The organism is Nisaea sediminum, from assembly GCF_014904705.1.
Taxonomy (GTDB): Bacteria; Pseudomonadota; Alphaproteobacteria; order Thalassobaculales; family Thalassobaculaceae; genus Nisaea; species Nisaea sediminum.
This window is the reverse complement of the sequence record NZ_JACZCQ010000006.1, coordinates 581,045-605,126: the sequence shown is the minus strand read 5'-3', so window position 1 is coordinate 605,126 and position 24,082 is coordinate 581,045. Positions and strand designations below refer to the sequence as shown.

Genomic DNA, 24,082 nt, shown 5'->3' with positions numbered 1-24,082 from the left:
ATAAAAAATCATAGGAATCGAGAGCTTAGAATGGGATTTTCTGGATGTCTCGCCTGCGGGCTCGACAGGGGCGGAAAAGGCGGCTACGCCTTGCAGGGATCGCAGGAGAGCCGGGAGGGCCTCGAAATGGCAGCAGTGAAGATCGGAATCATGGGTGTCGGCGGCTTCATGGGCCGGATGATCGCGAAACAGGTGCACCAGACCGAAGGCGCAATCATCGCCGGAGGTACAGTACTCAAGGGTAGTACCGAAGAAGGTATTGAAATCGCGAAGCTTTCCGGTTTCGAGGGTGATACTCCCAAAACCACTTCCGATGCCATGCCGGTCTTCGCGGAGGCGGATGTCGTGATCGATTTCACGGCTCCGGAGGCAACGGTGGCGCACGCCAAACTCGCCGCGGCTTCGGGGACGGCGTTCGTGGTCGGGACCACCGGCATGACGACGGAGCAGGAAGCCGAGCTCGCACAGGCCGCAAAACATATTCCGCTCGTCTACGCTCCGAACATGAGCCTCGGCGTGAACCTGCTGTTCGATCTGGTGAAGAAGGTCGCGGCGGCCCTCGATGAAAGTTTCGATATCGAAATAGTCGAGATGCATCATCGCCGCAAAGTCGACGCCCCGTCGGGCACGGCGCTTGGTCTCGGCAAGGCGGCCGCCGCGGGCCGCGGCGTGACGCTTGAGGAGAAGGGCGTGCTATCCCGCGAAGGCGTCACCGGGCCGCGTGAATCCGGGCAGATCGGTTTCGCGACCCTGCGCGGCGGCGACGTCGTCGGCGATCATACGGTCATTTTCGCCGGGCCCAACGAACGCATCGAGCTGACCCACAAGGCCGCCAGCCGGGAAATTTTCGCTTCCGGCGCGGTGCGTGCCGCGATCTGGGCGGCGGGGCGAGAGCCGGGGCTCTACGCGATGCCGGACGTGCTCGGCCTCTAGACGGCAGGGAAGCGGTCAGGCCGGGCGGAGACCGGCGAGGGCGGCGCGCAGACTGTCTGCGAGTTCGGATTTCTCCGGCGGGGACAGGAACGCGCCGACTTCGAGCGTGCGGCCGTGGCTGCGGAGAATGAGCCGGTTCTGGCCGCTCCGCTCCTCCTCGATCAGCACATTCAGCCAGTAGGGCTGCAGCTCCTCGGCGAGCACGCGGCGTCCGCGCACGAAACGCTCCACGGAGAGTGCGCTGGCGGTGAGCTTCAGGATCTCGTAACGCCGTGCGTCGCGGTAGCTGAGACGGAAGGCGACATAGATAAGCAGCACGTCGAGCCCTAGGAAACCGACCACGGGCCAGGCGCCGGCAATCCAGAACAGAATACCGACCGCGGTGCTGCAGCCGGCAATCGCGAGCATCAGGATGAGGAAACCGCTGGGCGAAAGACTCCTGTGCGGATAGAGCACGGCGTCGAAGACCGGCTCGTCCCGTCCCGCCGGCGCTGAATCGTCGAATTTGTCCATTTCTCGCGCCCGGCTCTGTTGCATGGCGATTCCCGAAGGCTCTAACCTGTGGCCGCCGCGCCGGAATGACAAGAGCCAAGCAGGGCGCGGCGTTTGCGCGCAGGAGAGTACCGGACCCATGGCCAAACGGATGACGAACGCGGCGGTCGACGCCTTTTTTCAGCGCCTGAGCGACCGCGATCCCGAGCCCGTGGGCGAACTGAACTACGTCAACCCCTACACGCTGCTCGTTGCCGTTGTGCTGTCCGCCCAGGCGACCGATGTCGGGGTGAACAAGGCGACGGGCCCGCTCTTCAAGGTTGCCGACACGCCGGAGAAGATGGTCGCGCTCGGACTGGAGACGGTCCGCGACTACATCAAGACGATCGGCTTGTTCAATTCGAAGGCCAAGAACGTCATTGCGCTCTCGGAAATCCTGATCCGCGAGCATGGCAGCCAGGTCCCAGAGGACCGGGAGACCCTGGAGAAGCTCCCCGGTGTCGGTCGCAAGACCGCGAATGTGGTGCTCAACATCGCCTTCGGTCAGCCGACCATCGCCGTCGACACCCACCTCTTCCGCGTCGCCAACCGGACCGGCATGGCGACGGGAAAGACTCCGCTTGCCGTGGAAACGGCGCTGGAGAAACGGATCCCGGAAAAATGGCTACTGCACGCGCATCACTGGCTGATCCTGCACGGCCGTTATATCTGCAAGGCGCGCAAGCCGAATTGTCCGGTCTGTCCGGTCAGCGATCTCTGCAATTTCAAGGACAAGACGGTTGAGCCGGCGTGAGGGCGAACGGGGTTCAGTTCCGCGCGGAGCGCGATATGCCCTGGCGCAGCAGAGTGACGAAACACTCGTCCCGGGCCACTTCCTGTTCGCGGCGGGAGCGGAATTCGTAATAGGTGACCGCGAGGCTCTGGCCGATTTCATAGAGGAAGAGATCGAGGACGCAGGCCTCGGTCCTGTATTGCCAGACCTCCGCGGACATGTCCCGGCGCACGAAGGCCGGTTCGCCGAGGATCGCCGAGAGATCGCGGCGCCGCAGGTCGAGCAGCCGGCTCGGGTCCCGCTCGGCCGCGCTGAAACCGGGCGGGAGCTGTGCCGTCGTTTCCGTCCCCGCGCGGCGCACCGGTTCGGTCACCGGCGCGACCTCGTCGGCCTTGGTGACTTCGGTCGGTGCGCTGACCGCGGCGGCGCGGCCCGCATCGCCGGTCTTCTGGACCTCGCTGCCGCAGGCGTGCAATGCGATCGCGATCAGGACGCTCAGGATTAGACGCACGATAAAATCAGTCTCCGCGGCGGCAGGTCACGAACTCGCGTCGTCCTTGTAGACCGTGATGGTGCCGTCGATCTCGCCGCCGAGTTCGACTTCCAGACGGCCGAAACGCACGGTGCCCTTCACGTGACCGGTGCCCCGGACGCGCAGTGTATCGCGGACCACCAGCGTGCCCTCGAAATGTCCGCCGATCACCGCTTCGTCGATGATGACCTTGCCCTTGAAGCGGCCGGTCTCCGTCACTTCGAGATGGCGGCTGTTTTCCAGCGTGGCGTCTACATTGCCTTCGACGACGAGAGAGTCGCAGGCGGTGATCTCGCCGGTCAGCGAAATCTCCGGTCCGACCGTCAGCTTCTTGGCCTCGCCGCCGCGCGGGGGCGTACCGCGCCGGCTGGGTGCGCCCGGAAGATCGAGTGTCCGCCGCGGGATTTCCGGGACGTAACCGGATGAGGAAGGTTTGCTCGGCTGCATTTTGGACTCCCCGTCCGGCTTGTCTGATTTGACCTCAGTGAAGGACGGCGCCGCCGGTTCCAAGCGGTCCTCCGCACGAGGCTCCCGTGCACTCACGCCGGGAGTGATTTCTCCGCCGCTGCCCGTGGTAGCCCCGGAGCCGGATTTTTTACGCCGAAACATCAGATCGTCAACTCATATGTGATGATTGGATTTCGCGGTCATCGACCTTAATACTCAAAGACTTATTATCATTTCTTCATGTCGTTCCGCAAGTATTCGAAGCGATGCAGCATAAAAGCGGTCGCAATGACCGGGCCGGCGAGGTTCAGGACGGGGATCGTCATGATCGCTGCGATCAGCACGCCGCTGAGGAAAACCGACCCTGATTTCTGCTTTCGCAGGGCTTTCGCCTCCGCCGGTTCCATGCGGCGCAGGGCCACCATCTCGAAGAATTCCCGGCCGAGCAGATAGCCGTTTGCCCCGTAGAAAAGCACAAGGTTGATGCCGGGGAGCAGATAGAACGGCAGCAGCACGAGGTTCACGAGGATGGTGATCCCGAGGAAGCGCAAGCCTTCGAGAATGGCTTCGCTGATCGGCTGGGGCCGTGCGGGGCCGAGATTCGGATAGTGCCGGGCTTCGACGGCCTTCGATACGGAGTCCAGAAACAGGCTCGAAATTGCGTTCGAGGCACCGGGGAAGAAGAGGAGGCCGAGCACGATCACCACCAGACTTCCAACCCAGGCGAGGAGATCGTCGACCCAGCTGCCGAAATAGGCAATGAGGTCCAGCAGGTACCAAGCCGCGACGCCGAGCAACAGGATGGTCGCGAGCGAGCCGATGACGCTGAGGATGATCGGATTGCGCAGTTTCGGATCGGAAAGCTGGCCGAGTGTGGCCGTCAGGGCAGAAAACATCGATCCTCTCTTCTCTTTGGTCCGTCCCGCAACGGATTAGATGGGACTTCATCAGCCGGGACCAAGCATTTCGTGCCCCTAAGAGCACAGTGCTCCGGCGAGTACAAGGCCTGTCGGGCGAAGCGTCTTCCAATGCCATCGCCGCTCCAGTACCTTGTCGCCCGAATTCGGCGGACCGCAGTTCCGCGATCCAGTCCCTCACCTTGCTTCCGGGAGCCGCCCGCGTATGTCAGCCAAGACCATCGACGTTACCTGCATCGGAAACGCCATCGTAGATGTCATCGCCCGAGCCGATGACAGCTTTCTCTCGGAGAACGGGATCGAGAAGGGCGCGATGAACCTGATCGACGCGGAGCGCGCCGAGAGCCTCTACGACAAGATGGGGCCGGGGATCGAAATGTCCGGCGGATCGGCGGGAAACACCGCTGCCGGGATTGCCGCCCTGGGCGGCGCTGCGGCCTATATCGGCAAGGTCCATGACGACACGCTCGGCAAGGTATTTCGTCATGACATTACGGCGATGGGCGTCCGCTTCGACACGCCGCCGACGCTCGACGGCCCGCCGACGGCGCGCAGCCTCATCATGGTGACACCGGACGCCCAGCGCAGCATGAACACCTTCCTCGGGGCCTGCGTGCAGCTCGGCCCGCAGGATATCGACGGCGACCGGATCGCCGCCAGCAAGGTGGTCTATCTCGAAGGCTATCTGTTCGATCCGCCGGAAGCGAAGAAGGCCTTCATTGAGGCGGCGAAAAGGACCCATGCGAGCGGCGGCAAGGTCGCGCTGACCCTGTCCGATCCGTTCTGCGTCGATCGGCACCGCGACGCCTTCCTGGAACTGGTGGACCATCATATCGACATTCTGTTCGCGAACGAGCAGGAGCTGCTGTCGCTCTACCAGACGGACAATTTCGACGACGCTTTGCAGAAGCTGCGCTGGAGCTGCGAGTCCGCCGGCGTGACGCGCGGGGCGAAAGGTTCGCTCGTGCTGCACAAGGACGAGGTGCATGTGATCGATGCGGAGCCGATCGAAAAGGTGGTCGACACTACAGGTGCCGGCGATCTCTATGCGTCGGGCTTCCTCTACGGCTACACCCAGGGCATGACGCCGGCCGACTGGGGCCGGGCCGGCAGCGTCGCCGCCGCCGAAGTGATCTCGCATTACGGCGCGCGGCCCGAAGCGGATCTCAAAGACCTGCTGGCGGCCCGGCTTGCTTGAGACCGCGCGCGGCATCCGTGACTGGGCGGTCGAGACGGCGGCGCTTTATCTGAAACGCCGTGTCCTGGTCGTCCTGCTTCTCGGCTTCTCAAGCGGGCTTCCGCTGCTGCTTTCCTTTTCGACTCTCAGCGCCTGGATGCGGGAGTCGGGCGTCGATTTGACGACCATCGGCGTCTTCGCGCTGGTCGGGACGCCCTTCACGCTGAAATTCCTCTGGGCGCCGCTGATGGACCGGCTCGCGGTCCCGCTGCTTGGCCGGTTGCTCGGGCGGCGCCGGGCCTGGTTGCTGACGACACAGCTTCTGTTGATGTCGGCGATTGTGCTCATGGGCGCGACCGACCCGGTGGCAACACCCTGGCTGATGGCGCTCTTCGCGGTCGTCGTCAGCTTTTGCGCCGCAAGTCAGGACATCGTCGTTGACGCCTATCGAATCGAATCTCTCAGCGAGGACGAGCAGGGCGCGGGGGCGGCCGCCTATACGCTCGGCTACCGTGTCGGCATGCTCGCCGCCGGAGCGGGCGCGCTGATCGTCGCGGACCAGGCCGGCTGGTTCACCGCCTATCTTGCGATGGCCGGGTTGGTTCTGGTCGGGATTTTCACCGTGCTATCCAGCCCGGAGCCGGAAACCGGTGTCCCGGAACCGAAGGCGAATACCCCGGCAGAGTGGCTGCGGAGCGCCGTCTACGAGCCGTTCGCGGAGTTTCTGACCCGGCGTGGCGCGCTGCTGATCCTCGCCTTCATCCTGCTCTACAAGCTCGGGGACGCCTTTCTCGGGACACTCACGAACCCTTTCTATATCGATCTCGGCTTCAGCAAGACCGAGATCGCCGAAGTCACGAAGCTGTTCGGATTGGTGGCGCTGCTGGTCGGGCTGTTCGCCGGTGGCGCGCTGGTGAAGCGCCTCGGTCTGCTCAAAGCGCTGCTGGTCTCCGGCGTGCTGCAAGCGGCGTCCAACCTCATCTTCGTCGCCCAGGCGCTGGCCGGGCACGATGTCTGGATGCTGACCGTGACGATCGGCGTGGAGAATTTCACCGGCGGGATGGGGACGGCGGCGTTCGTCGCCTATCTCTCGAGCCTGACCAATGTCGCCTTCACGGCGACGCAGTACGCGCTGCTCTCGTCCTTCATGGCGTTCGGACGCACGGTGCTGAGCTCCGGTGCGGGCGCGGTCACGGACCATATCGGCTGGATCGGCTTCTTCATCGCCTCGACGGCGATCGCCGTGCCGGGGCTGATCCTGCTTCTGGTGCTGATGCGGATGTTCCCGCCGGAGAAGACCGGCGGGGCCCAGGCATTGGACTGATTAGCCGGCGGACTGATCAGGCGGCGGCGCTCGGTCGGTCGAGCGCGTAGCCTGCCGACCGCACGGTGCGGATCAGATCGGATTCGGTATCGATGTTGATCGCCTTGCGCAGACGGCGGATATGCACGTCCACGGTGCGCGGTTCGACATAGATATCCGGTCCCCAGACCCGGTCGAGCAGCTGCTCGCGGGAGAACACCCGCCCCGGATGCTCGAGGAAATAGCGCAGCAGCCGGAACTCGGTCGGGCCGAGATGGATCTCGCGCTCGTTCCGGCGCACCTTGTGGGCGGCCAGGTCCATTTCCAGATCCTCGAACTGCAGCGTTTCCGCGTCGCTTGCGGGGCGCGTCCGGCGCAGGACCGCGCGGATGCGGGCGATCAGCTCGCTCGGGCTGAACGGTTTTGTGATGTAGTCGTCGGCACCGGCATTGAGGCCGCGGATGCGGTCCCCCTCGTCGCCGCGGGCGGTCAGCATGATGACCGGGATGGCCTTGGTCTCGGGCGTGCGGCGGAGCCGGCGGCAGACCTCGACGCCGGAGAGCAGCGGCAGCATCCAGTCGAGCAGGATCAGGTCGGGGTTCTTTTCCATCGCGAGAAGCATCGCTTCCTCGCCGTCACCGGCCTCCAGGACCTCGAAGCCTTCCCGTTCCAGATTGTAGCGCAGGAGGGTGACGATCGGCGCCTCGTCCTCCACCACCAGGATCTTCTGACTCATCATATTCATCGGACTTCTACTCTCGATTTCAACGCTTACTCAGGCATTTCGACGACGTAGCTGGCGTCCTCGCCTTTCGGGCGATCCGCTTCCATTTTCTTTCCCTTGATCTGGAAGTGCACGGTCTCGGCGATGTTGGTCGCGTGATCGCCCATCCGCTCCAGGTTCTTGGCAATGAAGAGAAGGTGAGTCGATGCCGTGATGTTGCGCGGATCCTCCATCATGTAGGTCAGGAGTTCGCGGAACAGGCTGGTATAGAGCTCGTCGATGTCCTCGTCCCGGTGCCAGGCGGCGACGGCGAGCTCGAGATCGTCATCGGCATAGGCGTCCAGAACGTCCTTGATCAGCGACTTCACCAGGCTGCCGATCCGCACGATGCCGTTGGCCGGCGGAATTTCCGGCAGGCCGCTGAGCACGATCGCCCGCTTGCCGATATTGGCGGCATAGTCGCCGATCCGTTCCAGGTCGCTGACGATCTTGAGGCTGGCAACGACGGTTCGAAGATCGCCGCCGAGCGGCTGGCGCAGCGCGAGCAGGCGGAGACTCATCGCCTCGATCTCGGCCTCGAGCGCGTCGATCCGGCCGTCCGCTTCGCGCACCTTCTGCGCCAGCGCCTGATCGCGGCGATGCACGGCGCGGACTGCGGACTCACACTGCGCTTCGACCAACCCACCCATCTGGGCGATCTTGGCTTTCAGGGTATCGAGATCCTCGTCGAAGGAGCGGACAATGTGGTCGTTCATCGGCATCTGTGTGCTCTCAATGGCCCGGATCAGCCGAACCGCCCGGTGATGTATCCCTGGGTGCGGGAATCCGTCGGATTGGTGAAGATCTGCTCGGTATCGCCGACCTCGACCAGCTCGCCCAGATGGAAAAAGGCGGTGCGCTGGGAGACGCGGGCGGCCTGCTGCATGGAGTGAGTGACGATCACGATGGTGAAGTTCTCGCGCAGCTCGTCGATCAGCTCCTCGATCTTCGCCGTCGCGATCGGATCGAGCGCCGAGCAGGGCTCGTCCATCAGGATCACTTCCGGGTTGACCGCGATCGCGCGGGCGATGCAGAGCCGCTGTTGCTGTCCGCCGGAGAGACCGGTGCCGGGTTCCAGCAGGCGGTCCTTCACCTCCTCCCAGAGGCCGGCCTTGGTCAGGCTGGTCTCGACGATCTCGTCGATCTCGGCCTTGCTCGCGGCCGTGCCGTGGATGCGCGGGCCGTAGGCGATGTTGTCATAGATCGATTTCGGGAACGGGTTCGGCTTCTGGAACACCATGCCGACCCGGGCGCGAAGCTGCACCGGATCGAGGTCAGAGCTGTAGATGTCCTCGTCGTCGAGGGTGATCTTGCCTTCGACCCGGCAGATGTCGATGACGTCGTTCATCCGGTTGAGGCAGCGCAGGAAGGTGGACTTGCCGCAGCCGGACGGACCGATCAGTGCCGTCACCTCGTTCGGCTTGATCTCAAGATCGACATCCATCAGCGCCTGCTTTTCGCCGTAGAAGACCTTGACCTTGTCGCCCTTCATCTTCGGCGTCGCGGTGGAGGCCGAGGAACCGCTCGTCTTGCTCATCTTTGCTTTCTCGCTCATCGGAAACCTACCAGCGCCGCTCGAACTTCCTGCGGAGCAGGACGGCGACGAAATTCATGAAAATCAGGAACGCCAGCAGCACCATGATGGCGGCCGAAGTGCGTTCGACGAAGGCGCGTTCGGGACTGTCCGCCCAGAGATAGATCTGCACCGGAAGCACGGTGGCGGGATCGGCGAAGCCGCCCGGAATGTCGACGATGAAGGCGATCATGCCGATCATCAGCAGCGGCGCGGTCTCGCCGAGTGCCTGCGCCATGCCGATGATGGTTCCAGTCAGGATGCCCGGCATCGCCAGCGGCAGCACATGATGGGTGACCACCTGCAGCGGGGAGGCGCCAAGGCCGAGCGCGGCCTCGCGGATCGAGGGCGGCACCGCCTTCAGGGCCGAGCGCGCCGCGATGATGATGGTCGGCAGCGTCATCAGCGCCAGCACCATGCCGCCGACGAGCGGGGCGGAGCGCGGGAAGCCGAAGAAGTTCAGGAACATCGCGAGACCGAGCAGGCCGAAGACGATCGACGGCACCGCGGCGAGGTTGTTGATGTTCACCTCGATCAGGTCGGTCCAGTTGTTCTTCGGCGCGAATTCCTCGAGATAGACCGCGGCCATGACACCGACAGGGAAGGACAGCAGCAGTGTGATCAACAGCGTCAGGGCCGATCCGGTCACGGCACCGAGGATCCCGGCCTCTTCCGGCTCGCGGCTGTCCGCGTTGACGAAGAAATCGGTGTTGAACCGGGTCTCCACGCGGTCCGCGCCATCGAGCTTGTCGTACCAGCCGAGCTCCGTATCGCTGACGCGGCGGTTGCCCTCCGCCTCGCCGCGGTCGACATATCCCTTGGCCAGCATGTCGACATCGTCGGAGGCCTTGACCCAGAGATCGAGAGTCCTTCCGGCAAGGGACGGATCGGCGATGACCATGTTCCGGAGCACGTAACCGGCATTCGGTGAGACGAAATTATAGAGCTTGCGCTTGTCGCTCCGGCCGGTCACCTCGGGGAAGTTGTCGCGCAGGTTCTTTTTCATCAGCGCGCCGTAGTCGGCGTTCTGAAGCTGCTCCGGATCGCCCGTGCCTGCCGGATCGAGATATTCCGCATCGAAGGTGATGGAGAGCTTCACATAGGTCTGCAGGAACGCGCTCCAGCCGGTGCCGGCAATGCTGCCGACGAGGAAAACCAGCATCAGGCCGGCGGCGAGAATGCTGCACAGCCCGTACAGGCGGAAACGCCGCTCGGCGGCGTAGCGCTTCTTCAGGCGCTCGCCGCTCGCGGTCGGCCGGCGGATCTCGGCGGTACCCGGTTTCGAGTTCATGATCGCGTCAGTCATATTTTTCCCGATACTTCCGGACCACCCGGAGGGCGATCACATTCAGGCCGAGGGTGACGAAGAACAGCACCAGACCGAGGGCGAAGGCCGCGAGGGTCTTGGCGGAGTCGAATTCCTGGTCGCCGACCAACAGAGTGACGATCTGCACCGTGACCGTGGTGACCGCTTCCAGCGGGTTGGCCGTCAGATTGGCGGCGAGGCCGGCGGCCATGACGACGATCATGGTCTCGCCGATTGCCCGCGAAACCGCGAGCAGAAAGGCGCCGACGATACCCGGCAGGGCGGCCGGGATGATCACGTGGCGGATCGTCTCGGACTTGGTCGCGCCGAGCCCGTAGGAGCCGTCGCGCAGGGATTGCGGGACCGAATTGATCACGTCGTCGGAGAGCGACGAGACGAAGGGGATGATCATGATACCCATGACCACGCCCGCCGCGAGCGCACTTTCCGAGGCGACATCGAGTCCGATGCTCTCGCCCCAGCCGCGGATCAGCGGGGCGACGGTGAGCGCGGCGAAGAAGCCGTAAACCACGGTCGGGATGCCGGCGAGGATTTCCAGCATCGGCTTGGCGACGGCGCGGAATTTCGGGTTGGCATATTCCGCCATGTAGATCGCCGAGAGCAGGCCGATCGGACCGGCGACCAGCATGGCGATCAGGGTGATCAGCATGGTGCCGGCAAAGAGCGGGACGGCGCCGAAGCTGCCGGAGGCGCCGACTTGTTCGGCGCGGATCGCGGTCTGCGGGCTCCAGTGGATCCCGAACAGGAAGTCGAAGAACGGGACCCGGGCGAAGAAGCGGAGACTCTCGAAGATCAGCGACAGCACGATGCCGACGGTCGTCAGGATCGCGATCATCGAGCAGATGATCAGAAGAACCCGGATGATGCCTTCCACGGCATTCCGGGCCCGGAAATTGCGGCTTACCTGGGAGCGGGCCCAGACGAGACCCAGCATGGCGACGCAGACAACACCGGCGCCCATGCCCCAGAAACCGATATTCTGCAGCGACTTGTAACGTTCCATCGCGGCCATGATCGCCGGGCTCGCTTCCCGGCTGACGGCGTTGCCGCTGGCCAGATTGCGGATATCGGTCAGCATCAGCGAATACTCGTCCGCGTTCTGCGGCATGATCGAGGGATCGAGGCCGGCCATCACCATGTGCTCGACGATCTGCGGCTGGATGATCAGCCAGAGCGCCAGGAGCAGGATCGCCGGCAGGCCGCAGCCGAGGGCGACGAACATGCCGTAATAGCTCGGCAGGGAGTGCAGGATGCGGACATCGCCCGAAGCGGCGAGGACGGAGCGGGCCCGTCCGGCGGCATAGCCCGCCACCGAGAGCCCGATGACGACGAGAAGAAGGAAAAAGCTGTTCATTGTGCCCCGCCGGCGGAGAGTGCTTCACTTGACCCCGATACCGGTCCGGGGCCGTAAATGGCGCTGTCTTTATGGATCCGGCGCCATGCGGGTCCATAAAGACAGGGGAGAGGCGGCAAACCGCCTCTCCCGAGACCTGATTACATGGTCAGGTTGGTCTTGTTCGCGGCCGCGGCGCGATATTTCTCGCGGTCGGCCTGCGGCAGCGGGATCAGACCCTTGTCGGTCAGGTATCCTTCGTCGCCGATGGCCTTCTCGGAGGTGAATTCGGCAACATATTCCTCGATGCCCGGAACCACACCGATGTGGGCCGACTTCACGTAGAAGTACAGCGAGCGGGAGATGCCGTATTCGCCGGCAGCGATGTTGTCGAAGGTCGGCTGCACGCCGGCAACCGAAGCGCCTTTGATCTTGTCGCTGTTCTGGTCGAGGAAGCTGAAGCCGAAGATGCCCATGGCAACCGGATTGGCCTGCAGCTTCTGGACGATCAGGTTGTCGTTCTCACCGGCTTCGATGAACTTGCCGTCTTCCCGCATGGAGTCGGAAATCTTGCGGAACGCCTTCTTGTCGGCCTTGCGCATGTCGGCCAGCATCTTGAAGGACTTGGCGCCCGGGCGCATCGCGAGTTCGACGAAGGCGTCGCGGGTACCGGAGGTCGGCGGCGGGCCGAGCACTTCGATTTCCTGATCCGGCAGGGACTTATCGATGTCGGACCACTTGTTGTACGGGTTCTTGACGATCTTGCCGTCGACCGGAACTTCAGCGGCGAGGGCCAGGAAGAGCTGCTGCTTGGTCACGTTGAACGTGGCGCCGTCTTTCGCATTGCCGATGACGATGCCGTCGAAGCCGATCTTGACCTCGACAACGTCGGTAACGCCGTTCTTGGCGCAGGTCTCGACTTCGGACTTCTTGATCCGGCGGGACGCGTTGGTGATGTCCGGATGCTGCACGCCGACGCCGGCGCAGAACAGCTTCAGGCCGCCGCCGGAACCGGTGCTTTCGACGACCGGCGTCTTGAAGCCGCTGGTCTTGCCGAAGGTTTCAGCAACCGACGTGGAGAACGGGAAAACGGTGGAGGACCCGACGATGCGGATCTGGTCGCGGGCTTCCGCGGCCGCGGCAATGGCGACAACGCCGGCAAGGGCGAGCGGGATTGCCTTCAGAAGAGAATTCCTAAGCACGATTTTGCCTCCGGGACATAGGAGTGTGATCGGACGTACCTGACACCGTGTATGTCAGAACGCCCCGTTCCTACGCTGGTCCGGAGACCGTATTACTACGAAAATGTGAAGCTTTTGTTTCAGCCGGCGGCCAAATGTTTCGGTTTCATGACGCCGGGCGCCCTGCACGGAAGGAAGACCGTGAAAGTGCTGCCTTTTCCGACCTTGCTGTCGATCGTCAGCGCTCCCCGGTGGCGGCTGACGATATGCTTGACGATGGCAAGACCGAGTCCGGTGCCGCCCATTTCGCGCGACCGGGCGGTGTCCACGCGGTAGAAGCGTTCGGTCAGGCGTGGAATGTGCTCGCGCGGAATACCGTCTCCCTGATCGATGACGCTGATGGCGACGATATCCTCGGCCTGTAGCGACACCGAGGCGGGGAGGTCGGTGGCGACAGTGGCGCGAACCGTGACCGTGCTCTGTTCGCGGCCGTATTTGATCGCATTCTCGACCAGATTCTGCAGAACCTGGGAAATCTCGTCGCTGTTGGCGATGAGCGGCGGCAGCTCCTGGTCGATATCCAGCGCTATGCGGATGCCGCGCCGGGCCGCGCTCAACTCTGTCGCCGCCGCGATATGTTCGACCAGCGGGCGCAGCGCCACTTCCTGGTCCGGAGCGGTGTGTTCCGCCGCCTCGATGCGCGAGAGCGACAGCAGATCCGTGACCAGACGGGTCATGCGGCTCGTCTGCTGGTCCATGATCTCGAGAAATCGCTCATGTGCCTCGAGATCGTCCCGTGCCGGGCCGCGCAGGGTTTCGATGAAGCCGTGCAGCGTGGCGAGCGGTGTGCGCAGTTCGTGGCTGACATTGGCGACGAAATCCACGCGCATGCTCTCGATCCGCCGGATCTCGGTCAGGTCGCGGAAGATCACCAGGGCCGAGCGCTGCTCCTCCTCTTCGCCGGGAAGCGCCTCGATGCGGACATTGAAGACCCGGATCACCGGATCAGAGAGGGAAATCTCCACGGTTCGGAAGCCGCCATGCGCCAGCACGGCGTTGCCGGCCTCGAGCAAGGCCGGGTCGCGGGCCACCTGGGACAGTTCGCGGCCCATGATGCGGCCACCGAACTGCTCGCGCGCCGCTCTGTTCATGCTCTGCACCCTGCCCTTCTGATTGAGGAAGAGAAGGGGATCGGGAATATTGTCGATGATCGAGACATGTCGCTCGTTCAGTGCCTGAAGCTGGTTGCGGCGGTCGGCGATCGCGCGGAAGAGCCGGGTCAGCGCCGAAGCCAGCTCCGCGGTCTCTCCGATCCCCTCGGCGATGTTCGAGAGTACGTCGCCCGCTTTAGAGGCCCTTTCCGGCGCGTTCGATCCGGCGCGGCGCTGGATGTGCCGCTTGACGGCGTCGAGCAGGCTGTAATGCCGGCGCACGATCGCCATGGCGATCAGAAGGGACAGACACCACGCACCGGCCGCGTGGAGCGGCTCGACCGCATCGAGCGCCGCGATGGCACCCAGCGCGATCGCCGCCGGCAGCGACACGACGAGGCCGCCGCGGAACACGTCCCAGACCGGTAGCGCGACGGGAAGGTCGTTCGTCGTACCGGACTGCGTATCGCTCGGCTGTTCGCTCATGGTCTTTCGGTCTATGGACGGTTTCTCGGGGCCGGGGCTCGGCGGCTCACATGACCGGGATCTGTAGCTCCTGGAGTGTGACGATTTCTATCATACCGTCCGTAAAACACATCCGGGAGCCGAAAAACCGACAAAATACAGAAAGAACGGCGCACTCCCAGCTTCCGGAAACGCGCCGTCCGGACCAATCGCGGATCGGTCTAGTCGGTCAGGGCGTCATGTGCGGCGATCGCCGCCGCGTTCACCAGATCGGTTACGGTGGCGCTCATCTGCACGATCTGAACAGGCTTCTCCAGGCCGACCAGCATCGGACCGATGATCGCCGCGCCGCCGAGGGCCTGCAGCATCTTGTAGGTGATGTTGGCCGAATGCAGCGCCGGCATGACCAGCACGTTGGCCGGTCCGGTGAGGCGGCAGAACGGGTAGTTCCGCTTCATCAGATCGTGGTCGAGCGCAATGTCTGCGGACATTTCGCCGTCATATTCGAAATCGACCCCGCGCTCGTCGAGCACCTTGACCGCGTCCCGGATGCGAACCGCCTTCTCGCGCGGCGGATAGCCGAAATTGGAGAAGGAGAGCAGCGCGACCCGCGGGGTGTGGCCGAAGGCGCGGGCGTGCTCGGCGGTCTGGATCGCGATGTCCGCGAGTTCCTCGGCGCTCGGCAGCTCGTTGACGTTGGTGTCGCTGATGAAGATCGTCCGGCCGCGCGCGACCACAATGGAATAGGTCATCACGCGCTGCCCCGGCTTCGGGTCGAGCACACGGGTGACGTATTCGTGGGTCACGCCGAAATTGCGGGTCAGTCCGGTGACCATCGCCTCCGCATGGCCGGCGGCGACCATGCAGGCTCCGAAGACGTTGCGGTCCTGGTTCACCATGCGCTGGCAGTCGCGGTGGATATGGCCCTTCCGCTGCAGGCGCTTGTAGAGCATTTCGGTGTAGGCCGCGTTGTGCTCGGAAAGCCGGGCATTGTGGACCTCGAGGGTCTCGGCGCCCTTCACGCCGAGCCGTGCGACCTGCTCCTTGATCACTTCCTCCCGGCCGATCAGCACCGGCGTGCCGTAGCCGCCGTTGCGGAAGGCGACGGCGGCCCGGATCACCCGCTCCTCCTCGCCCTCGGCGAAGACGACCCGGCGCGGGTTGGCGCGGATCCGGTCGAAGATGACCTGCAGGCTGGAGGAGGTCGGGTCCAGCCGGGCGCCGAGCTGGGCCCTGTAGGCGTTCATGTCCTTGATCGGCTTGCGGGCGACGCCGGTATCCATCGCCGCCTGGGCGACGGCCGAGGAGACCCTCACGATCAGGCGCGGATCGAACGGCGCCGGAATGAGGTAGCCCTCGCCGTAATGCAGGGTCTTGCCGTAGGCCTTGCCGACCTCGTCCGGCACGTCCTCGCGGGCCAGTTCCGCCAGCGCGTTGGCGGCCGCGATCTTCATCGCGTCATTGATCTCGCTCGCCCGGACGTCCAGCGCGCCGCGGAAGATGTAGGGGAAGCCCAGAACATTGTTCACCTGGTTCGGATAGTCCGACCGGCCGGTGGCGACGATCGCGTCCGGGCGCACCGCAGCGACGTCTTCCGGGGTGATTTCCGGGTCCGGATTGGCCATGGCGAAGATGATCGGCCGGGCGGCCATGGACTTCACCATGTCCTGCGTCATCGCACCCTTGGCGGAGAGACCGCAGAAAATATCCGCGCCCTCGACCGCTTCCGCGAGGGTTCGCAGCGGCGTGTCGACGGCGTGTTTGGATTTCCACTGGTTCATGCCCGCATCGCGGCCCTGATAGATCACGCCCTTGCTGTCGCACATGATGACGTTCTCGTCCTTCATGCCCATGCTCTTCAGCAGCTCGACGCAGGCGATCGCGGCGGAGCCGGCGCCGTTCACCACCATCTTTGCGGTTTCCAGCGAGCGCCCGGTCAGGTCGAGTGCGTTGATCATGCCGGCGGAGGTGATGATGGCGGTGCCGTGCTGGTCGTCATGGAACACCGGGATGTCCATGAGTTCCTTCAGGCGCTGCTCGATGATGAAGCAGTCCGGCGCCTTGATGTCCTCGAGATTGATCCCGCCATAGGTCTTGCCGAGGAAGCGCACGCAGTTGACGAACTCGTCGACATCCTTAGTATCGACCTCGAGATCGAAGCCGTCGACATCGGCAAAGCGCTTGAAGAGGACGGACTTGCCCTCCATCACCGGCTTGGCTGCTTGCGCGCCGATATCGCCGAGGCCGAGCACGGCGGTGCCGTTCGAGATCACCGCGACGATATTGCCTTTGGCGGTATATTCGTAGGCCTTGCTCTCGTCCTTCTCGATGGCGAGGCAGGGATAGGCGACGCCGGGCGAATAGGCGAGGGCGAGCTCGCGCTGGGTGGTCAGATTCTTGGTGGCGGCGACTTCCAGCTTGCCGGGACGCCCCGAGGCATGGAATTCCAGTGCCTCCGCCTCAAGCATGCGCTTCGCATCATCCATGACGTTTCTCTCCCTGAGAACTCTTGTTGGCCCGACAGAACGCGCGTCGGATCGGGCCGTCCGTGCCGCTTCGTTGAATACATTGAAACCGGATTAGCTCACGATAGGCGGGACCGGCGGCAGGGGCAATTTCATATCCCGGAATCGAAATCCACTTTCGCTTCCGACCTGACCCGTTTGCCTGCGATGCCCGTTTCTCCGCATTGGAAGTGGCCGCCGCCCTCATGCTAAGGTCCCCGCCGTTTTTGTCGCGGCCCGTGCCGCGCGCATCGATGCTCCTGGGACACGAGTGACATTCCGGCCGTGAACACGATTTCGCCTTCCGACAGCAAACCCGCCGAAGCCCCCGCCTCCTCCCGCGACCGGGCGGAAGCGACGCCGATGTTCCAGCAGTATTTCGAGGTCAAGGACCAGCATCCCGATGCCCTGCTGTTCTACCGCATGGGGGATTTCTACGAGCTCTTCTTCGAGGATGCGGAACAGGCGGCGGCGGCGTTAGATATTACGCTAACGAAACGAGGCCAGCATGGTGGCGAGCCGATCCCGATGTGCGGCGTGCCGCATCACTCCGCCGAAGGTTATCTCGCCCGCCTGATCCGCAAGGGCTACCGCGTCGCGATCTGCGAGCAGACCGAGGATCCCGCCGAGGCCAAGAAACGCGGTTCCAAGTCGGTTGTGCGACGTGAGGTCGTCCGGGTGGTGACGCCCGGAACCATCACCGAGGACGCGCTGCTCGATGCCCGCAGCAACAACTATCTGGCGGCGCTGGCGAAGGCGCATGAGGGTTTCGGCGTTGCCTGGATCGACGTCTCGACGGGCGATTTCCACGCCCAGCCGGTGACCGCCGCCGGGCTCGGTGCGGCGCTGGCACGAATCGGGCCGAGCGAGCTGCTTTTCCCGGACAGTCTGCTGGAGCCGGAAAGCGGTTTCGCCGGGCTGCTCGAGGAATGGAGCGGCGCCAGCGTCCCGCAGCCCGCGAGCCGGTTCGACAGCGAGAACGGGCGGCGGCGTCTCGAGGCGTTGTTCGAAGTCTCGTCTCTTGAAGGGTTCGGCGCCTTCGAACGGGCGGAACTGGCTGCGGCCGGCGCGCTCGTCGATTATCTCGAACTGACCCAGATCTCCTCCATGCCGCGGCTGCAGCCGCCGCGCCGCTGGCAGGCAGGCGGTCTGGTCGAGATCGACGCCTCGACCCGGCGCAACCTCGAGATTCTGCGCACCCTCGGCGGGGAGAAGCGCGGCTCGCTCCTGAGCGTGCTGGACCGGACCGTCACCGGCGCCGGCGGGCGCTTGCTGGCGCAGCGGCTTTCCGCTCCGGTGACCGACGTCGCCGAGATTTCCCGACGGCTCGACGCGGTCGTCCATTTTCGCGAAGGCGAGCGGCTGCGCGGCGAGATCCGCGACACGCTCCGCGCTCTGCCCGATGTCGAACGCGCCCTCTCCCGGCTCGCGCTCGGCCGCGGCGGACCGCGGGACTTGGCGGCGATCCGCGACGGGCTCTCCGGCACCGGCCCGCTGCGCGACCAGCTTGCCCGCGCCGATGCGATGGCGAGCGGGCTGACCGGCGATGCCGGCGGTGCGCCCGAGGAAGCGAAGGTCATCTTCGAGGATCTCGGCTACCACGTCCCGCTGACCGACAGGCTCGATCGCGCGCTGGCGCCGGAGCTGCCGCTGCTCGCTCGCGACGGCGGTTTCATCGCCCAGGGTTTTGCCCCGGAGCTTGACCGGCTGCGGACCATGCGCGACGAGAGCCGGCGCCTGATCGCCGGACTGCAGGCCCGTTACGTCACCGAAACGGGTGTCTCGGCGCTGAAGATCAAGCACAACAACGTGCTCGGCTATTTTATCGAGGTGACGGCTGCACACGGGGAGAAGCTGCTCGGGCGTGAGGATTTCATTCACCGCCAGACCATGGCCAATGCGGTCCGCTTCACCACGGTGGAGCTGGGCGAGCTGGAGCGCGATCTCTCGCAGGCGGCCGACAAGGCGGTGGCGCTCGAACAGTCACTCTTCCAGGAGCTGGTCGCGGCGGTCCTGGCCGAGGCCGACGACATCGCGCTCGCGGCCCACGCGCTGGCGCGGCTCGACGTGCTGACCGCGCTGGCTGAGCTTGCCGCCGAGCGCCGCTATTGCCGCCCGGAGGTGGACGGTAGCCGTGCCTTCGAGATCCGCGGCGGCCGTCATCCGGTGGTCGAGGCGCTCAATCCCGGCGAGAGCGGCTTTGTGCCGAACGATTGCGTGCTGCAGGACCCGGAGCGGCTCTGGCTTATCACCGGTCCGAACATGGCCGGTAAGAGCACCTTTCTGCGCCAGAACGCCTTGATCGCGCTGATGGCCCAGGCAGGCTCCTTCGTGCCGGCGGAAAGCGCGCATATCGGCGTGGTCGACCGGCTCTTCAGCCGGGTCGGCGCGGCGGACGACCTCGCCCGCGGCCGCTCGACCTTCATGGTCGAGATGGTCGAGACCGCGACGATCCTGAACCAGGCGACCGAGCGCTCGCTGGTTATCCTCGACGAAATCGGCCGCGGTACGGCGACTTTCGATGGTCTCTCCATTGCCTGGGCGACGGTGGAGCATTTGCACGAGATAAGCCGCGCCCGCGCGCTCTTCGCGACCCATTACCACGAGCTGACCGGGCTCGAATCCAAGCTCGACAGCCTCGCCTGCCACACCATGCGGATCCGGGAATGGAACGACGACGTGGTGTTCCTGCACGAGGTCGTCTCCGGCGCCGCCGACCGTTCCTACGGCATCCATGTCGCCAAGCTCGCCGGGCTGCCTTCCGTGGTCGTCTCCCGGGCGGAAGAAGTTCTGGAGCGGCTGGAGAAGGGTAAGGTGGCCAGCGCCGCCGTCAGCCTGGCGGACGATCTGCCGCTCTTCCAGGCACTCGCGCCGGCGCCGAAAGCCGTGGCCGCGAAGGAAAGCGCGGTCGAGGCGCGGCTGGCGGAAATCCGGCCGGACGACCTGACCCCGCGCGCGGCGCTCGACCTGATCTACGAGCTGCGGGCGCTGAAGGAGCGGGAGAGCTAGACGATATTGCGCTCCAGCACGAGCGCGCCGCTGGCGAAGCGCTCGAAACCGAAGCGGGCCAGATCGATGGTCTGAAAACGACCCGTCGTCAGCAGTTCCGCGACTGCCCGTCCGACCGCCGGCGCCTGTTGCAGGCCGTGACCTGAAAAGCCGTTCGCGAAGACGAAGTTGGTAAGTTCCGGGTGCGCTCCGACGATGCCGTTCTGGTCGATTGTGTTGTAATCGTAATGACCGGCCCAGGCGCCCGTCAGCTTGATCGCCTCGAAGGCGGGAACACGGTGGGCGAGGGCGGGCCAGACGACCTCCTCGAACCAGTGATACTCGACCTCGAGATCATTCGTATCGCTGTCGGGATCCTGATCCGCCGGCGGCGAAACCCCGCAGATATAACCGCCGCTCTCGGGTCTGACATAGACGCCGGAAGGGTCGATCAGCAGTGGCACGGCCGGCGCCAGCACCTCGCGGCAGTCGAACACGAAGACGTTGCGCTTGCGCGGCACGACGGGCAGGGAGATCCCGGCCATTGCGGCGATCCTGCCCGCATTCGGTCCGGCCGCGTTTACGACGGTTCCCGCGGAAATCTTGCCTCCGTCCGCGAGCCGTACCGCCGTTACCCGACTGCCGTCCTGCTCAAGGCCGGAGATTTCGACTTCAAGATAGGTGACGCCGAGGCTGCGCGCCTTGCGGCGGAAGGCCTGCATCAGGGTGTTCGGATCGAGCCAGCCCTCGCCGCGCAAGCCGAATGCCGCGCCGGCGATGCCGTCCATGTTCAGCCAGGGAAACCGTTCGGAAGTGGCAACGGAATCGAGAAGCGCGATATCGGCGCCGTGACGTGTCTGTTCCTCGTGGTTCTGGCGCAGCACCTCAAGGCCGGCCGGGCCCGCGAGAAACAGATATCCACCCTCGACGAAACTTGGGTCGGGGCATTCGCCGTCGACAGAGAGATATTCGCCAAGATGGGTCGCGAAGTGATGGCCGAAGAGCCCGATCTCGATGTTCTCCGGATTGGAGAACTGCTGGCGGATACCGCCGGCCGAGCGGGGTGTGGACGCGGTCGCATAGCTTGAGTCGCGCTCGATGACGGTGATCGAGCCGGGAGCGCCGGACACGGAGGCGAGAAAGTAGGCGATGGCGCTGCCGATCACGCCGCCGCCGATGATGACGACATCGCTGGCTGGTTTGTCTGCCACGGGGACCGCTCCGGAAAGGACGCAAGGAACGAGAGACATCTTCCGTCGTTCTTATCTTCGGGCGAGGCCGAGGTCCAGCGACCATGTTGCAGCGCGGGACATGGCATGGCGGTCGATTATGCACTAATGTCCCGCGAGGTGATTTCGCGAGGTGCGATAGGGACATGGCCGTCGACAATCTGATGCCGGAAAGCGGGGCCGGGACGGACGCCGCCGTGGCGGCGCAAGCGCCGAAGGTCAAGAGCCGCAAGAAGATCGTGGACCCGGCCGCGCTTGCAGGGGCCATCGACGCGCTCTGGCAGGACAGCGAGAATGCCGACTCTTTCCGGCCCGCGTTCCTGAAGCTGTTGCGGCATACGGTCGACGATGGCCGGGCCGAGGTGGAGCGCCGCTTTCTCGAAAGCAACGATGGCGCCGAGGCGGTCCGGGCCAACGCCTATCTAACGGATGTAATCGTCCGGGCGATCGCCGACACGACGACGACAAGAATTTACCGCAATGCCAATCCGACCCAGGGCGAGCAGATCTGTGTCGCCGCGGTCGGAGGTTACGGGCGCGGCGAGATGGCGCCCTATTCCGACCTCGATCTGCTCTTCCTGCTGCCCTACAAGCAGACCCCCTACAGCGAGCAGGTGGTCGAATACATGCTCTACCTGCTCTGGGATCTGCGTCTGAAGGTCGGGCACGCGACCCGGTCGGTCGATGAATGCATTCGCCAGGCAAAGGCGGACATGACGATCCGGACCTCGCTGCTGGAGCTCCGCTATCTCTGGGGCGCCGAGCCGCTCTTCGCGGACCTGCGCGGGCGCTTCCGCAAGGATGTCGAGACCGGGACCGAGATGGAGTTCGTCGAGGCCAAGCTTTCCGAGGCGGACGAACGGCACGAGCGGCTGGGAGACAGCCGCTATGTCATCGAGCCGAACATCAAGGACGGCAAGGGCGGGTTGCGCGATCTGCACCGGCTCTTCTGGATCGGCAAATATGTCTACAAGGTCGACCAGGTCTCCGACCTGGTGGAGCGCGGGGTGCTGACGGCGGCGGAAGCCCGTAAGTTCGCCAAGGCGCAGAAGCTGCTCTGGACCATCCGCTGCCATCTCCACTATCTGACCGACCGAGCCGAGGAACGCCTGACCGTCGATCTGCAGACCGAGATCGCCAAGCGCATGGGTTACACGAACCGTGCGGGCGCCGTCGCGGTCGAGCGTTTCATGAAGCACTATTACCTGGTCTCCAAGGATGTCGGAGATCTGACCCGCATCTTCTGCGCCAGCATCGAGGCGGAGAACCGCCGCAAGCCCCGGCTCAGGCTCTCCTGGGGATTCCAGCGGAAAAGGGATCTCGGCGACTTCCAGGTCGACGGCGACCGGCTGAACGTGGTGGATGACGAGGTCTTTTCCCGCGATCCGGTGAACCTCATCCGCTTCTTTCACACCGCGCAGAAACACGACCTGGAGCTGCATCCGCACGCGCTGCGCCTGGTGACCCAGAACCTGAAGCGGATCGACAAGGACCTGCGCAAGGACGAAGAGGCGAACCGGCTTTTCGTCGAGATGCTGGAAGCGCCGCAAGGCCCGGAACGGATCTTCCGCCGCATGAACGAGGCCCAGGTTCTGGGCCGCTTCGTGCCGGATTTCGGCCGTGTCGTCGCCCAGATGCAGTACGACATGTACCATGTCTACACCGTGGACGAGCACACCATCGTCATGCTCGGCATCCTGCACCGGATCGAGAAAGGCGAGCTTGCGGAGATCGCGCCGATCGCGAGCGAGGTGATCCACAAGGTGATTTCCCGGCGGGCGCTCTATGTCGCGGTGTTCCTGCACGACATCGCCAAGGGCCGCGGCGGCGACCATTCGCGCCTCGGCGAGCGGGTCGCGCGGCGGCTCTGCCCGCGGTTTGGTCTGAGCGAGGAGGAAACCGAGACCGTCGCCTGGCTGGTGCGGTGGCATCTGCTGATGAGCTATGCCGCCTTCAAGCGCGACGTGAACGATCCGAAGACCGTGCATGATTTTTCCGCCATCGTGCAGTCTCCGGAGCGCCTGCGACTGCTGCTGGTGCTGACCGTCGCCGATATCCGCGCGGTCGGACCGAATGTCTGGAACGGTTGGAAAGCGGCGCTGCTGCGCGAGCTTTACTGGGCTTCGGACGAAGCGCTGACCGGACAGGGCGAGGAGGCCGGCCGCAAGCGCCGCATCGAAAAGGCGAAGAGAGCGCTGGCGAAAGCGCTGGTCGACTGGCCAGCCGAAGATATCGAGCGCCACCTCTCGCTCGGCTATGCGGATTACTGGCTCGCTTTCGACCTCGAAACCCATGTGCGCCATGCCCGCATGGTCCGCGCCGCGGAGATCGAGGACCGTGAGCTCGCGATCGAAAGCCGGGTCGATGCCGCCCGCGAGGTGACCGAGATCATCGTCTATACCTCGGACCATCCCGGCCTCTTTTCGCGCATCACCGGCGCGATGGCGATTTCCGGCGCGAGCATCGTCGATGCGCGGATCGCGACCTTCAGCAACGGCATGGCGCTCGACGTTTTCTGGATCCAGGACGAGGACCGCAAGGCCTTCGACCGGCCGGACAAGCTGGCGAAGCTCTCCGTGGCGATCGAACAGGCCCTGACCGGACGATTGAATCTGCTCGCCGAGCTGGTGAAGCGCCGCCGCAGTATCGAGCGCCGGGCCCGGGTGATGAAAATCCCGACCCGCGTGCTGGTCGACAACAAGGCGAGCGTCACCCACACCGTCATCGAGGTGAACGCGACCGACCGGCCGGGTGTGCTCTATCGCATCGCGCGGGCGCTCCGGGAGATCAAGATCCAGATCTTCTCGGCCAAGATTTCGACCTATGGCGAGAGCTTCGTCGATGTGTTCTATGTGAAGGACCTGTTCGGGCTGAAGATCGATTCCGATTCGCGGATCCAGGAGATCCGCGACGCTCTGCTGACCGCGCTTGCCGACGATGCGGCACCGCCGCGATCCGACAGCGGCTCTTGATGGCTTTCCGCAGCCTTTTTCCT

Annotated in this window: 19 protein-coding genes; 6 read left to right on the top strand and 13 right to left on the bottom strand. The window is 64.5% G+C overall.

The genetic code is table 11. The features are described 5' to 3' along the window. Positions 1–135: 135 nt before the first annotated feature. Positions 136–933, top strand: a complete 798-nt coding sequence (gene dapB / locus IG122_RS14870; RefSeq protein ID WP_193186178.1) for a 4-hydroxy-tetrahydrodipicolinate reductase — start codon at positions 136–138, stop codon at positions 931–933. Between the two features lie 15 nt (positions 934–948). Here the strand turns inward: dapB and IG122_RS14865 are convergent, their stop codons facing one another. After that, a complete protein-coding gene (locus IG122_RS14865) occupies positions 949–1,446 on the bottom strand; it encodes a DUF2244 domain-containing protein (protein ID WP_193184878.1) in 498 nt (165 codons plus the stop codon). 130 nt (positions 1,447–1,576) lie between these two features. Here IG122_RS14865 and nth point away from each other — a divergent pair, with 130 nt between their 5' ends. Then, the gene (nth, locus tag IG122_RS14860; RefSeq protein ID WP_193186176.1) at positions 1,577–2,218 is read left to right on the top strand and encodes an endonuclease III; all 642 of its coding nucleotides are present in this window, start codon (positions 1,577–1,579) and stop codon (positions 2,216–2,218) included. Between the two features lie 13 nt (positions 2,219–2,231). On the opposite strand, the gene IG122_RS14855 is transcribed toward nth, so the two are convergent. From IG122_RS14855 to IG122_RS14845, 3 genes are all read right to left on the bottom strand, one after another. Next, the gene (locus tag IG122_RS14855; RefSeq protein ID WP_193184875.1) at positions 2,232–2,708 is read right to left on the bottom strand and encodes a hypothetical protein; all 477 of its coding nucleotides are present in this window, start codon (positions 2,706–2,708) and stop codon (positions 2,232–2,234) included. 27 nt (positions 2,709–2,735) lie between these two features. Continuing rightward, the gene (locus IG122_RS14850; protein ID WP_193184872.1) at positions 2,736–3,176 is read right to left on the bottom strand and encodes a bactofilin family protein; all 441 of its coding nucleotides are present in this window, start codon (positions 3,174–3,176) and stop codon (positions 2,736–2,738) included. Positions 3,177–3,406: 230 nt separating this feature from the next. Then, on the bottom strand, positions 3,407–4,072 hold the full coding sequence (locus tag IG122_RS14845; RefSeq protein ID WP_193184869.1) for an EI24 domain-containing protein: 666 nt from the start codon (positions 4,070–4,072) through the stop codon (positions 3,407–3,409). A gap of 226 nt (positions 4,073–4,298) precedes the next feature. On the opposite strand from IG122_RS14845, the gene IG122_RS14840 reads away from it, so the two are divergent. Together IG122_RS14840 and IG122_RS14835 are read left to right on the top strand one after the other, a co-directional pair. Beyond that, entirely contained in the window at positions 4,299–5,291 is a 993-nt protein-coding gene (locus IG122_RS14840; RefSeq protein ID WP_193184866.1) for an adenosine kinase, read from the top strand. Beyond that, on the top strand, positions 5,284–6,594 hold the full coding sequence (locus IG122_RS14835) for an AmpG family muropeptide MFS transporter (RefSeq protein WP_226893583.1): 1,311 nt from the start codon (positions 5,284–5,286) through the stop codon (positions 6,592–6,594). Before IG122_RS14840 ends, IG122_RS14835 begins: the two co-directional genes overlap by 8 nt. Before the next feature lie 16 nt (positions 6,595–6,610). Here IG122_RS14835 and phoB read toward each other — a convergent pair whose 3' ends face one another. The 8 genes from phoB to IG122_RS14795 form a co-directional block, all read right to left on the bottom strand. Next, a complete protein-coding gene (gene phoB, locus IG122_RS14830; RefSeq protein ID WP_193186170.1) occupies positions 6,611–7,309 on the bottom strand; it encodes a phosphate regulon transcriptional regulator PhoB in 699 nt (232 codons plus the stop codon). Positions 7,310–7,344: 35 nt separating this feature from the next. After that, on the bottom strand, positions 7,345–8,052 hold the full coding sequence (gene phoU, locus IG122_RS14825; protein ID WP_193186167.1) for a phosphate signaling complex protein PhoU: 708 nt from the start codon (positions 8,050–8,052) through the stop codon (positions 7,345–7,347). Between the two features lie 29 nt (positions 8,053–8,081). Then, positions 8,082–8,873, bottom strand: a complete 792-nt coding sequence (gene pstB, locus IG122_RS14820; RefSeq protein WP_226893582.1) for a phosphate ABC transporter ATP-binding protein PstB — start codon at positions 8,871–8,873, stop codon at positions 8,082–8,084. Between the two features lie 25 nt (positions 8,874–8,898). Further along, positions 8,899–10,200, bottom strand: coding sequence for a phosphate ABC transporter permease PstA (gene pstA, locus IG122_RS14815; RefSeq protein ID WP_193186164.1), 1,302 nt, complete (start codon positions 10,198–10,200; stop codon positions 8,899–8,901). Between the two features lie 7 nt (positions 10,201–10,207). Then, on the bottom strand, positions 10,208–11,590 hold the full coding sequence (gene pstC, locus IG122_RS14810; RefSeq protein WP_193184860.1) for a phosphate ABC transporter permease subunit PstC: 1,383 nt from the start codon (positions 11,588–11,590) through the stop codon (positions 10,208–10,210). 140 nt (positions 11,591–11,730) lie between these two features. Further along, positions 11,731–12,771: a substrate-binding domain-containing protein gene (locus tag IG122_RS14805; RefSeq protein ID WP_319024897.1), complete on the bottom strand. Its 1,041-nt coding sequence runs from the start codon at positions 12,769–12,771 to the stop codon at positions 11,731–11,733. Positions 12,772–12,890: 119 nt separating this feature from the next. Continuing rightward, a complete protein-coding gene (locus tag IG122_RS14800; protein ID WP_193184857.1) occupies positions 12,891–14,387 on the bottom strand; it encodes an ATP-binding protein in 1,497 nt (498 codons plus the stop codon). A 200-nt stretch (positions 14,388–14,587) separates the two neighbouring features. Then, positions 14,588–16,852: an NADP-dependent malic enzyme gene (locus tag IG122_RS14795; protein ID WP_193184854.1), complete on the bottom strand. Its 2,265-nt coding sequence runs from the start codon at positions 16,850–16,852 to the stop codon at positions 14,588–14,590. Positions 16,853–17,233: 381 nt separating this feature from the next. On the opposite strand from IG122_RS14795, the gene mutS reads away from it, so the two are divergent. Then, a complete protein-coding gene (mutS, locus tag IG122_RS14790; RefSeq protein ID WP_193186159.1) occupies positions 17,234–19,879 on the top strand; it encodes a DNA mismatch repair protein MutS in 2,646 nt (881 codons plus the stop codon). Here mutS and IG122_RS14785 read toward each other — a convergent pair. After that, a complete protein-coding gene (locus IG122_RS14785) occupies positions 19,876–21,069 on the bottom strand; it encodes an NAD(P)/FAD-dependent oxidoreductase (protein ID WP_319024896.1) in 1,194 nt (397 codons plus the stop codon). The genes mutS and IG122_RS14785 overlap by 4 nt on opposite strands. 164 nt (positions 21,070–21,233) lie before the next feature. On the opposite strand from IG122_RS14785, the gene IG122_RS14780 reads away from it, so the two are divergent. Continuing rightward, positions 21,234–24,059 (top strand): [protein-PII] uridylyltransferase, encoded by a 2,826-nt coding sequence (locus tag IG122_RS14780; protein ID WP_226893581.1) that lies wholly within the window; start codon positions 21,234–21,236, stop codon positions 24,057–24,059. The last annotated feature ends 23 nt before the right edge of the window (positions 24,060–24,082 follow it).